This window comes from Streptomyces sp. NPDC003038 (assembly GCF_040611115.1).
Taxonomy (GTDB): domain Bacteria; phylum Actinomycetota; class Actinomycetes; order Streptomycetales; family Streptomycetaceae; genus Streptomyces.
Map to the genome: position 1 here is coordinate 20,195 of NZ_JBEXNN010000044.1, position 10,721 is coordinate 30,915.

Genomic DNA, 10,721 nt, shown 5'->3' on the forward strand with positions numbered 1-10,721 from the left:
CACCCTGCTCCTGACGTCGAGAGCGGCCGCCCAGGCCCGAGCGCATCGCTAGTGCCGCATCAGGCAACGTTCGCCCTGTTGTGATCGTGACTGCACCGCAGTTGGCCGGTGAGCGTGCGGTTTGGTCAGCCTGAGCGTTCGCGGTCCCACTGGGCTCGGGCAGCCCTGGTGGACTCGACTCTGGCGCGCTCAGGTGCGAACGGATAGCTGCCGGGCGAAGCGGCGGACAGCATCGGTGAAGGCATCTGGATCGTCGAAGTTCGCGAGATGTCTTGCCCGCGGGATCAATTCGACGCGGGCGTGGGGATGCGCGCGGGCGAAGTCCATCTCACCGGACCGGAAGACGGTGTCCTTCTCGCCGTTCAAGATGAGCACGGGAGCCGCCACATGACGCATCGCACCCGCGTCAAAGCGGCCCAAAACCTCGCCCCAGGCGGCTGGCAGGGTGTGGAAGGCGTAGCCAGAGAGGATGGTCGCATCCACAACCTCGGGAGGATAGAGCCGGCGCAGCAACCGGTCATTCCACCGCGCCAACCGGTCCGCCGGTATGCGAGGGACGAGCCCGGCGACCCACCGATACGGCGTTGCCCACGGGCCACGAGTTGAGGCACTGGCCCCAGCAAGGACCAGCCCCCGCAGCTGCTCCGGGCAGCGCCGCGCGAACTCCAGCGAGGCGTATCCGCCGAGCGAGTGCCCGACGACCAGAGCCGGTCCGCAGTCGAGCGAGTCCACCGCGGAAGCGATGATCTCCGTGGCCGCGTTCAGGCTCCAGGGTTGAGCAGAGCGGGCGCCGTGGCCGGGTAGGTCAACAGCGGCTACCCGGAAGTCCTCTTGGAGTGCGGCGAGCTGTGGGCTCCACTGTCCCGCGCTGAGCCGCGTCCCGTGTACGAAGACGATGGGCGGTGCACCCGCTGCAGTCATGAGTCCCCCAGATCAGCACTCTCCTCGGACCGACTCTACCGGCGGGCCATCCCGGCGGTGAGACGCGGAGATGCTGGCCGGCGAGGAGGCGCAGTCACAGTGTGACGCGCCGTTCGAATGCTGTGCCGGGCGGCGCGCGGCCGTCATTCTGTCCGGGTGGCAGAACGAGTACACGTCCGAGAGATCGATGATGATGAGGGGCGGCGGCTTCTGCGGATTATCCGCAGGTGGAGCGGGTCGGTGGTGACCTGGCGGCGGGCCCAGATGCTGCTGCTGTCCGGGCAGGGCAGGGCAGGGCATGGCGGTGGCGGAGATCGCCGAGGTGTCGTTCACCAGCGACGACCGGGTCCGCGATGTACGGCAGCGCTGGGTGGAAACGAGCCCTTTGCGCCGGGCGGCGACGTGCGCCCTGGTTGCGTTGGAGCAGCCGCCGTTGCCATCTGGCTTCGCAAATGATGGGCAAGTGACGGGTCCAAGTTCTACCGTCGATTACCTGTGCTCTCACCAGAGCTATACGGGGCGCAGAACGGGATCGATCTCAGCCAGGAGTTCGTGCAGCTGAAGAGCCCCTCGGACAACACGGTCGTCAGCGTCCTGCGAAATCTCCTCGCACAGTCGTATCGCGTCGTCCCGGTCGTGGGAGAAAATGCTGAATACATCGACGATTGCGGTGTGGATCCAATCGCTGTGATTCGGGCTGGCGACGGTCAGTGCGGACGCAACTATCGACAGCCCGACCTTGTCCTTTCGCCGAAGCAGAGCTTCCGTGGTCACCCTGGTGACGAAAGTGTCACGCGGGTCGAGCACGAGCTCCAGTAGCAGCCCAAGAGCCTCTTGCACGTCGGCGAAGCCTGCAAGGCCGTGACCGGCATCCGCCCGGTCACGGTAGTCGTGACTTCGCCCGAGCTCGCCGAGTGCCACGACAGCGGCATGCCGCAAGTCCCTGTCCACCTGCTTTGCCACCCCCTCCCTGATTTCCGAGCAAAGTACCACCGGGTGCCTTCCGGTGATCGCCAGGACAGGGCCCAGTAACTCCCGAGACCCCCGGTCGACTCGCCTTGACTAGTGCAGAGAAGTCATCGAACATGCTGCCGATATGGGGTGGGTGGGAATCCGCTCTGTCAGGAGTGCCGTGCCCGACTTACTGGAGTCGCAGCAGAAGCCGGCCCACTCCGGAGCCCGACTTGGCAGGGCCCTCTGGTCGTATCCACGGGCGATGCGTGCCCGGCCGGGGAGGCTGTCGGGGGCCAAGCCCGGAGCGGCGGTGAAGGAGGCCATCCGGGAGTGGCTTTGACCCCGCCCTTCGGGTCGATGCTCGCCCAGGCCGCCGAGTCGTCCCGGCTCTGGCGTCCTGGCGAGCGGCTTCGCGGCAGAGCAGAAAGTTCGACGGCCACCGCGCGATCCTCTTCACCTCTGCCGGTCCCGAGGGAAGGCTGCTCCTGCAGGCCCGGCGCGGCTCCCTCATCCAAGACCGATTCCCCGACTTGGTCGCGGCCGCCGAGCAACTGCCCCAAGGCCTGGTCCTCGACGGCGAGCTCGTCGTCTGGGACACCGCAACCGGCCGGCTGTCCTTCGAAGCCCTCCAGCGCCGGGCCGCCGCCCGCGGCTGCACCGCCACGGCGCTCGCCGCGAAGAGCCCGGCATTCTTCATCGCCTTCGACGCCCTGCAGATCGACGGCATCGAACTGCTGGCCCTGCCCTACGCCGAGCGCCGCCGACGACTGGAGGTCCTCTTCACGGCCCGCACACTGACCGCCCCGTGGACGCTGTGCCCGATGACCACCGACCCGGCCAAGGCCCGGGAGTGGCTGGAGGACTGGACGGACGTCACCGGCGTCGAGGGCCTGGTCGTCAAAGCCCTCAACCATCGCTACCGACCCGGAGCCCGCGACCGGGCCTGGACCAAGATCCGACGCGGAAGCACCGCTGAAGCGATCACCGGCGCCATCACCGGCACCCTCACCCGCCCCCAACTTCTCATCCTCGGCCGCCACGACCGCACCGGCCGCCTCCGCCCCATCGGGCGCACGGTACCGCTGCGCCCCGCCGCAGCCCGCGAGCTCGCCGAGCACCTTACCCCGGCCGCCGTCGGCCATCCCTGGACCGGCGCGAGGTTCACCTCGGCATGGGGCACGCGTGACGTCCTCGACACCATCCTCGTCGAGCCAGACCTCGTCGCGGAGATCGGCGCCGACACCTCTGTCGACCGCGGTGGCGTCTACCGGCATCCGATTCGGTACGTGCGCCTGCGCCTGGACGCGGCTGTCGATGACGTGCCCCGATGCGGCGGGGGCCCGGCCGCAACCGCGGGGTGACGACAACGGCCAGCGGACGCGGCTGTTGCAGCCGACCGACGAGTCCGGCCCCGGCTTGCCCACGAGCGCTTTCGGGCTAATCAGCTCAGTAGGGCACACCGACTTGTTCTGTCCCTGGCAGCATCCAGGCCGAACTGCTCGACCGGTAGAAGGCACGGCATGAAGCAGACACTCAACGAACGGCAGCTGGCGGTGCTGGAGTGGGTCGGAAAGGGATGTCCCGAAGGGACCGCCCCCACCTACAAGACCAGCTGCCAGGCCCTGCAGAACCGTGGGCTGGTCAAGGTATCCAGGCGCAGTGGGGTGTGGGCTGCGGTGCTGACTGACGCTGGGCGCCATTACTTGGCCCATGGCACCTACCCGGCCCCGAAAGCCCCGGCGCGAGCGCTTCCCATCCCCCGGCTGCCCAAAGTCACGGCGCCATCTTCGTCACCCGGTGTTCCGCAGCAGCCGCGCAAGACGTACACCGATCAGCTCCTGGAGGAGCTGGAGGCAGCCGGCGGCAGGGTCCTGAAGTCGGGCCCTGACGCCGATGCCTGGTTCAGCCGTGCCGCCTCGGCGAGCAGATCGGGACGGATCCCGAAGACCAAGGAGCTGCACTACTGGAAGCGCCGTGAGGGCGTCGAGATCAAGCTCGTGGACATTCCCGCGTGGCGCCTGACCGTTCTGGAACCGGTGGCGGTGCCGGCACGTCTTACCCATCCGCATGCTGTCGTCCGGACTATGCAGCAGGTGAAACAGCCGCTCGGGCTGACACGGCCGGTTCAGCAACGCGCTCTTCGGATCGTGCACGCGCTCCTCACCGCCGTCGAACGCAACGGCCATACCTGTGCCGCTGGCACTGTGGGGGCGGGACCGCGGCACAACCGCCGGCTTCCGCACGATCCGCACTTCACGATCAAAGCTCAAGGGCAGACGGTTGAGTTCCGAGTGGTCCAGGAGAAGGACCGAAGCGAGCACATTGCGACGGACAAGGAGCTCGAGGAAGCCAAGAAGTACTCCTGGGTCACAATCCCCCGGTACGACTACACACCCTCCGAACGGCTGCGCGTCGACCTCAGAGGCGGTCATCAGCATCATGGGTCCGAGTGGGTCGACAGCACGGAGCGCCTCCTGGAAGAGCAGCTCGCTGAGATCGTCCACGAAGTCGGGCTGCGCGGTGAGGCGGCCGAGCGCAAGCGCCTCGCCGAGGTCGAGGAGGCGCGGCAGAAGCACTTGCGCTGGGAAGCCGCGATGGCCGAGGCCCGCGACCAGTACGCCGAGGACTACCGCGTCCGACAGCTGGAATCGCAGGAGGCTGCGTGGCGCCGCGCGACACGCCTGGGCGACTATCTGGAAGCCGCCCGTGCGCACGTGACGACGCTTCCACCTGGACCGGAACGAACGGCGGCTGAAGAGTGGATGCAGTGGGCCACGGAACACGTGGCGCGTGCCCATCCGATGTTTCAGCCGCTTCGGCTCCCGGAGACCCCCGAACCCCGCGCCGACGATCTGAAGCCGTTCCTCCGCGGCTGGAGCCCGTACGGCGCCTACTGACTCGCATCGACGTCTTGAGGGTGCGGGAGTGCCTGGGGTCCCCAGAAGCCGCGGGGCCGGTGCGGGTCGCATCGCCATCCGGCTGCGTAGAAGCGGGCGGGCTGGCCGCATGCCGGATTGCCGGTTTCGCAGGAACCCCGGTGAAGGGCAGAAGCCGTCAGCGCCTGAGGAGCCGCAGGCGCAATCGGTTCGTCCAGCTCGGTCAAGGGTCGGCTCCATCCTGGGAGACGGCACGCGCCCGGGCAGAGAGGAAGAGCACCATGATGTACATCGAGGACGGCCTGCGCGCGGAACGGCTTCGCGAAAGGCGGCTCGCCGACGCGGCGCTGGACCGCGGAGCCCGCGCCAGGCGGCTCCTGGACGAACTGCAGGAGCGGCCGGAGACGATGACGGACGCGGAGCTCCGCGACGGGGTCAGCCGCGCCCTGCGGTACTTCATGCAGCGCCAGCCGCAGGCCGACCAGGTCTACGGCATCGCCCGGCTCATCCGGCGCGGAGTACGTATCGAGTGGCTCGTGGCTGACCGGCTCGTCTGCGCCTGAGTCCTGCCCGCTTGAACGGAGTGAGGAGCCTTAGCTCGGGGGGAGGCTGGGGCCCCTCAGGGCGCTCCGCGGGGGACGGATCGTGCACGCCCACGGGACAACGACACCGGAGTCGGCCGGACACGGTGGTCCACGGGTCGCCCGCGGCGTCAAGCTGCTGTGGCCGCATCTCACCGGCCTCGGGAATGTGCTGGCGATGGCCTTGTTCCCGTCCGGCCATCAGCTGCCCAGCTACGGGTGACCGGATCTCCCACGGGGAGTTGCACGGGTCGGTCACGCCGCTGAGCTGTGGTTGGGCCGATGGCCGATGGCGGACCGGTCACGCAGATGCGGGTGACTGGCCACGGGTTCGGTCACCCGGTGGGGCAAGGCCAAGGCTTCCCTGGGCAAGCTCACCGGCGAGCAGGCTTGCCCGAGAGGCCGGCAGCCACGACCTTCGATATGGCCCGCGGCTGGTGGGCCCACTTCCGCCCCGGGCAAGCCCCCTGATGCCCGGGTACGCCTCCCGCCGACGGCGTGGGCAAGCCCAAGGTGACCCTGGGCAAGCCTGCGTTGCCGCTGGCACGCGGCGTGGTGACGACGTGGTCCAGGACGACGACGGCCCGGCGGCCAGCGTGGCTCCGGACCCACGGCCCGGCGAAGCGGACCTGATCGGCCGCCCAATTACGCAGACGCCCGAGCAGATAGCCGGCGGCGAGCGTGGCGGCCGCGATGATGACGCCGCCCAGCTGTGAACCGTGAAGCCGGATGAGCCGGGTCAGTATCGCCGCCGGGCCCGGATCGTTGACGAGTCGTGAGCATTGAGAGCGGCAACCGCCGCCCGGCAACGTCGTTGGCCGCCGAACTGGTCGGCCTGCTCAACGACGCCGAGTACTACGGTCAGGCTGGAGTGGCGGAACGCCTCGCCTATCTGGAACGCCGGGCGCTGCTTCTCCACCGGGTCGTCGACACCACCGGATCCGGCCGGTACCTTGCGCTGGAAGCTGACGCCCGGGTCCTCTCGGTGAGCCTTCACTGCCGCCGCTGCCCCAGCAGACCGATACCCCAGCGGATACGACGCCACCGGGTTCGCTGGCGACGACCCTTACCTGGACCGGCCCGCAGACTTTGACGGCGTGTTCACCGCGGAACACGCGGATGGCACAAAGTGCCCGCGCAACGGCAAGGGGAAGCACCGGCAGCGGCCTCTTGACCCGTCCTGCTCAGGCAGGGCAAAAACTACCGCTACCTGCCGGATCTGTGGGTGGAGCGTCAGCGGCGCGACCTACCCGGAGGTCAAGACACTGGTGCAAGACCACGCCCAACCCTGCGCCGACGCACAGCCGTACCTGACGACTGCGCAGGAGGCGTACGGGCTGCCCGAGGACGAGCGGATTGTTCTTCACGTGCGGAGAATGCTGCACAGAGAAGAATGGCTGGAGCCTCTGACGGCTAGCGATGCCCAGTCCTGTCTCGACGCCATCATGCTGATGCCCCGCGAGATGCGGCCCTTCATGACCTTCGGGGAACGCAGGGAGGAGCGCCAGCGCCAGCGGGGTCTCCCTCTCGGAACGCCCAGTTCACCGAGTTGAGCCGTCGGCGACACACCCTGACCCGGGTACGGCGACGGGCCGCACGGAGTCTTCCGTGCGGCCCGTCGATGTCTGCTCCAGAGGTTCAGCGGCTGAGGCGGGTGGCCGGCCCCCAGGCGAACTCGAGGTCGTCCAGCAGGAGCTCCTCCAGCGACGCGTCCCATCGGGCACGGAGGGGGAACGGGGCGATCTCCATGCGCTCGCAGATGATCAGGCTTTCGGGCTGGCCGGCCAGCATGTACCGGCCGTGCGAGGCGGGCTTGCTGCCCGGGCCGTACGCGCGCAGCAGCTCCTGAAGGCGCCCTCGGTGCCGGTTGGCGAACGCTCCAGGCGTTGCACGTACCCAATCCGTTCGTCCTCCCGTACGGCGCTGAGGGCCACGGTAAGGATCTCCTCCGACGCCTCCGGCTCGGGGGAGGTGTGTCATCCCCATGGGGACGACGGCGCAACTCCGCCATCCCCATGACCCATTCCGTGACGCTGGGGGTGGAGAATATCGGCGCCGTTCACACGGCCAGCATCCCGGGCTTGGCGTAGCAGACGCAGTCGGTCAGCCTGGCCTGCAGGCGCGCCAGGCGGCGCCTCCTATCGCTGACCTGGGATCAGGGCGTGGAAGTGGGCCGCTGCACGTTCGGCTACGGCTTCGACGTACGGCACGTACGCGTCAGGGTCGGCGTGGTCGGTCATCGGGAAGGTCAGATGATCGTTGCCGGCGAGTGCCCGGACGGCGATGATCTCGGTGGGGATCAGGCTTTCTGTGAACTGTTCGGTGCTCTGTTTGGACCACGTGTACTCATAGCCATAACCCCCGGGTCGCCTCCACCTGAGTTCCGACGCGAAGCCGAACTCGCCGGACTTGTTCACGGTGAAGATCTCGTCGGAGGGCAGGAACAGGTCGTAGAGCCATCCCTTCTCGTCGATGTAGCCGGGCGGTACGTCCGGCGGTGTCCGGAGACGGGTGGTGTCGGGCAGGTCCGACCAGTTGAAGCGGATCCACCAACCACAGAGCACTTCCTCGGGGTTCGCCTTGATGGTGTTGATGCCGGGTCTGCCCGCTTCCTCCAGTGCCGCGGCCGTTCTGGTGATCGCCTCGGCGACTTTCCGTACGGCTTGTGCGCGCGCCTGCCTGTTGCGGACTGACGCGCGCACACCCGCCCACCACGCGGTGAGGTCGCCCACTGCCGCTTGCATTTCGGGGGGCCAGTTTGTGGGGCTGTCCCCTCTCGCTGCCATCTGGCGGGGGCTGAGCCCGTCGGACAGCGGACGGTCAGCCACCTCCTGCCGGCTCTCCCACTCCCTGAACCGGGCAGCGGCCTCCATCCCCCGGCGCTCTTTCTCCTGAAAAGCGCGTCTGCTTGCTTCGCGCGCGTGAGCCTCCTGCTCTGCGATGCGCGCTTCGATGACGTCTCGGACCGGCTGGTAGAGCGCCACCGCTGGCCGCACCCGCTCCTCGAAGGATGCGTCGGCGTCGTCAAACTTCACCCGCCTCCGTCGCTCCGTCATTGCCCAGCGGCGCCGGATCCGCCGCTGAGCTTTCCTCAACTCCTCTTGCGCGTAGGCGATCTGCTCCACGAACAAGGCGGCGGCGGTGGTCCAAGAGGCGAGTTCCTCGGGCGTGCCGCTCACGTCCACGTCTCTGGGCATTGATGTGCGCCCCGCGCCCAGTACGCGCGGGACGTAGTCCGCCGGCCGGTCAGGTTCCCGGGGGAACCAGTACACGGTGATTTCAAGGTCCGTACCGAGCCGAAGGCCCCTATACGAGATCTGTAAGGCCATATCCCCAGAGTGGCAGAACCCCAGGCCCCGGAACACAGGTTCTGAACTTGCGTTTAACGTTCGCTGTCGAACGCAGCTCGAACTTGGGGACTCGCGGATTGATGTGGCTGGATAGTCCGTAGACGTATTGGTGTCCCCTGGTCAGGCTGAATGGGCTTCTTCTGTGTTTCCGCTTCTCTATCTGGGAGACCGTGTGCGCCGTATGAAGATGGTTGCCGGCCTTGGCACCGCGACTCTGACGGCTGGCATGCTCCTCGGGCTGCCGGCGACGAGCGCGCAGGCAGTCGAGTACCCCACCACCCCGGGGATCCATGTCCCTTACGGGGCCACCTACACCATGGGCACGGCCACCTGGTACAACCGGTCGGTCACTCTGGCCGGTCAGCACCGAGCCATCAGCTCCAGCGGATGCCGGGCGACTTGGATGTACACCTACGACGCCAATGGAAAACAACTGGGCAGCCGCGGCACGAGCGTCATCTGCAACCAGACGGCCAGCTTCACTCTCAACGTTCCCGCCGATGTTCCGGGCGGGGCTGCCAAAATCAAGGTCTGCCTGGATGACGGCAACCACGTCGACCTGGCTTGCGAGTTCTACTACAGGCCCCGATCGTGATCCGGCGGCATGCTGCGAGCTGAGATCGGTGCCGAAGGGGGTGCCTGTACCGAGGGTTGGAGCAGGCGCTTCTACGGGGTTGCTAGACCAGAGCCCTGGCTAGGTCTGCGGCGACGCGGTTCGAACTTGATCAGCGTTTCCCAGTTCAGCGGATGTTAGGGCGGCCTTCGTCTGGTCTGTGCTCCTCCGAAGGGAGCGCACGTGACCGTGACGAAAGCCGTGGGGACGATTATGCGACACGAGTTCGTCGGTGTGGTCGGGCTACGACAAGACCGCCACCATCTACCTCGCCGGGCTCCACATCGCCGCCATCTTCATCTGGTCGGCGAGATGACCCGGAGAAACGGCCAAGACAGGCCCATCAGCCTTTCCGCTACCAGGCCAGGGGTTCGCCCTTCCGGAAGAAACCGCCGGTAGGGCCAGAGTCGGGCAGGGTGGCAGCCCAGACGACACTGGCGGCACCTTGGTCGACGGAGTCGCCGCCCGGGCCGCCCATGTCGGTGGCAATCCATCCCGGACAGACAGCGTTGACCAGAATCCGCTCGGCGCGCAGTTCGTCGGCGAGCTTGCGGGTCAGGGCGTTGAGGGCGGCCTTGGAGACTCCATAGGCGGGGGTGCCGCCGGACATGAGTGCTAGGGAACCGGATTCGCTGGAGACGTTCACCACGCGGGGGTGGCGTGATCGGCGCAGCAGCGGCAGGAACGCCTGTGCGGTCCGCCAGGCACCGAAGAGGTTGGTCTCCAGGGTGTGGTGGACCTTGTCGAGGTCGGTGGAGACAGCCTGCTGATCAGTGTCGTAGTTGATGGCCGCGTTGTTGACGAGGACATCGAGGCGCCCGAACTCCTCTTCCACGCGACGGGCGAGGACGCGGATGTCGTCGGGGTCGGTCACGTCCAGTCGGCATGGCAGCAGCCTGCCGGGCACTCCGGAGGTCAGCTCGGCGACCGCCTGTTCGGCGTCCTCCGGACGGCGGGCGGACAACAGGACAGAGTGACCGAGTCCGGCGAGCTGGCGCGCCGTCTCGCGGCCGATGCCCCTGTTGCCGCCCGTGACCAGCGTTACCGGTGCGGCGGTGCTCATGCTCTCTCCTCTTATGCGGACGATCCCGAGTTGGGCAGCACGTTATGCCGTTGCTCGGCATACAGGGATCAGGCCCGGGACGCAGACGGGCTGCGGCCTTGGACGTAGTCCTCACGGACCGCCACGGCAGGACAGCAGCGCAACGCGGTCAAACGCTGTATCAACAAACTCAGCAGTGGAGCGATCTGGCCACTCGATACGACACCACCGCCACCATCTACCTCGCCGCCACCTTCAGCTGGTCGGCTAGGTGATCCGTAGGAAACGGCCTAGTGTCCTGAGTCGGAGATTCGTCGTTGGTCTGGTGTGAGTCGTCCTGGACCGAAGATTCCGCCGGTGGTGCTGTCCGATGCCGAGCGGGCG

At 67.6% G+C, this 10,721-nt stretch carries 10 protein-coding genes and 1 pseudogene; 6 read left to right on the forward strand and 5 right to left on the reverse strand.

Features of this window, described 5'->3' with window-relative positions:
- Positions 1–189: 189 nt before the first annotated feature.
- Positions 190–921, reverse strand: coding sequence for an alpha/beta hydrolase (locus tag ABZX75_RS31305; RefSeq protein WP_355416596.1), 732 nt, complete (start codon positions 919–921; stop codon positions 190–192).
- Positions 922–1,077: 156 nt separating this feature from the next.
- On the opposite strand from ABZX75_RS31305, the pseudogene ABZX75_RS31310 reads away from it, so the two are divergent.
- Positions 1,078–1,279 (forward strand): annotated as a pseudogene (locus ABZX75_RS31310) (IS630 family transposase); the annotation flags it as partial.
- Positions 1,280–1,431: 152 nt separating this feature from the next.
- On the opposite strand, the gene ABZX75_RS31315 reads toward ABZX75_RS31310, so the two are convergent.
- Positions 1,432–1,884 carry a hypothetical protein gene (locus tag ABZX75_RS31315; RefSeq protein ID WP_355416599.1) on the reverse strand — a complete coding sequence of 151 codons (453 nt, stop codon included), beginning with the start codon at positions 1,882–1,884 and terminating at the stop codon, positions 1,432–1,434.
- Between the two features lie 470 nt (positions 1,885–2,354).
- On the opposite strand from ABZX75_RS31315, the gene ABZX75_RS31320 reads away from it, so the two are divergent.
- The 4 genes from ABZX75_RS31320 to ABZX75_RS31335 all read left to right on the forward strand — a co-directional run bounded on the left by ABZX75_RS31320 (position 2,355) and on the right by ABZX75_RS31335 (position 6,048).
- Complete coding sequence (locus tag ABZX75_RS31320) at positions 2,355–3,236, forward strand: ATP-dependent DNA ligase (protein ID WP_355416619.1); 882 nt, start codon at positions 2,355–2,357, stop codon at positions 3,234–3,236.
- A 159-nt stretch (positions 3,237–3,395) separates the two neighbouring features.
- Positions 3,396–4,772 carry a hypothetical protein gene (locus ABZX75_RS31325; protein WP_355416601.1) on the forward strand — a complete coding sequence of 459 codons (1,377 nt, stop codon included), beginning with the start codon at positions 3,396–3,398 and terminating at the stop codon, positions 4,770–4,772.
- A gap of 260 nt (positions 4,773–5,032) precedes the next feature.
- Positions 5,033–5,314 carry a hypothetical protein gene (locus tag ABZX75_RS31330; RefSeq protein ID WP_355416604.1) on the forward strand — a complete coding sequence of 94 codons (282 nt, stop codon included), beginning with the start codon at positions 5,033–5,035 and terminating at the stop codon, positions 5,312–5,314.
- A gap of 581 nt (positions 5,315–5,895) precedes the next feature.
- The gene (locus tag ABZX75_RS31335; RefSeq protein ID WP_355416607.1) at positions 5,896–6,048 is read left to right on the forward strand and encodes a hypothetical protein; all 153 of its coding nucleotides are present in this window, start codon (positions 5,896–5,898) and stop codon (positions 6,046–6,048) included.
- Positions 6,049–6,970: 922 nt separating this feature from the next.
- On the opposite strand, the gene ABZX75_RS31340 is transcribed toward ABZX75_RS31335, so the two are convergent.
- Both ABZX75_RS31340 and ABZX75_RS31345 read right to left on the reverse strand, forming a co-directional pair.
- Positions 6,971–7,123 carry a hypothetical protein gene (locus tag ABZX75_RS31340; protein WP_355416610.1) on the reverse strand — a complete coding sequence of 51 codons (153 nt, stop codon included), beginning with the start codon at positions 7,121–7,123 and terminating at the stop codon, positions 6,971–6,973.
- 347 nt (positions 7,124–7,470) lie between these two features.
- On the reverse strand, positions 7,471–8,661 hold the full coding sequence (locus ABZX75_RS31345; protein WP_355416613.1) for a hypothetical protein: 1,191 nt from the start codon (positions 8,659–8,661) through the stop codon (positions 7,471–7,473).
- A gap of 202 nt (positions 8,662–8,863) precedes the next feature.
- Here ABZX75_RS31345 and ABZX75_RS31350 point away from each other — a divergent pair, with 202 nt between their 5' ends.
- Entirely contained in the window at positions 8,864–9,277 is a 414-nt protein-coding gene (locus tag ABZX75_RS31350) for a hypothetical protein (RefSeq protein ID WP_355416622.1), read from the forward strand.
- 373 nt (positions 9,278–9,650) lie between these two features.
- Here ABZX75_RS31350 and ABZX75_RS31355 read toward each other — a convergent pair whose 3' ends face one another.
- Complete coding sequence (locus ABZX75_RS31355; protein ID WP_355416616.1) at positions 9,651–10,358, reverse strand: SDR family oxidoreductase; 708 nt, start codon at positions 10,356–10,358, stop codon at positions 9,651–9,653.
- Positions 10,359–10,721: the final 363 nt, after the last annotated feature.

Coding starts and splice junctions, on each gene's coding strand:
- ABZX75_RS31305 (WP_355416596.1), bottom strand. CDS start 921: ATGACTGCAGCGGGTGCACCGCCCATCGTCTTCGTACACGGGACGCGG.
- ABZX75_RS31325 (WP_355416601.1), top strand. CDS start 3,396: ATGAAGCAGACACTCAACGAACGGCAGCTGGCGGTGCTGGAGTGGGTC.
- ABZX75_RS31330 (WP_355416604.1), top strand. CDS start 5,033: ATGATGTACATCGAGGACGGCCTGCGCGCGGAACGGCTTCGCGAAAGG.
- ABZX75_RS31340 (WP_355416610.1), bottom strand. CDS start 7,123: ATGCTGGCCGGCCAGCCCGAAAGCCTGATCATCTGCGAGCGCATGGAG.
- ABZX75_RS31345 (WP_355416613.1), bottom strand. CDS start 8,661: ATGGCCTTACAGATCTCGTATAGGGGCCTTCGGCTCGGTACGGACCTT.
- ABZX75_RS31350 (WP_355416622.1), top strand. CDS start 8,864: ATGAAGATGGTTGCCGGCCTTGGCACCGCGACTCTGACGGCTGGCATG.
- ABZX75_RS31355 (WP_355416616.1), bottom strand. CDS start 10,358: ATGAGCACCGCCGCACCGGTAACGCTGGTCACGGGCGGCAACAGGGGC.